Genomic DNA, 278 nt, shown 5'->3' on the forward strand with positions numbered 1-278 from the left:
TGACGCTTTCCAACCAATCTTAATCGTTGGTATCTGCTCTATCCCTTGCTGCTTTAGGGTTCGATCGTCGATGGGCACATAGATACCTAGTTTTTCTAACTTAGTATTTACGGTGTTTACATTATCTATCAATTCTTTTTTGATTTCGGTTGTTGACAGATTTAGAACTGACGCTTTGTGCTTGGAGTCGTATAGCTCACTGCATGCCTTCTCGCACATCAAATGAACACTGCATGTTTAACTGAAATTATGTTGAGTGTTATTTACGCATCGTTGTT

1 protein-coding gene is annotated in these 278 nt (G+C 38.8%); it reads right to left on the minus strand.

The window, feature by feature from the left end; translation table 11 throughout:
* Window positions 1–219, minus strand: a 219-nt coding sequence (locus CAN34_RS14695) for a MobA/MobL family protein (RefSeq protein ID WP_217320643.1), incomplete at its 3' end; no start/stop codon positions are given.
* Between the last annotated feature and the right edge of the window lie 59 nt (window positions 220–278).

Source organism: Psychrobacter sp. DAB_AL32B, assembly GCF_002224105.1.
In the GTDB taxonomy this organism is placed as follows: domain Bacteria; phylum Pseudomonadota; class Gammaproteobacteria; order Pseudomonadales; family Moraxellaceae; genus Psychrobacter.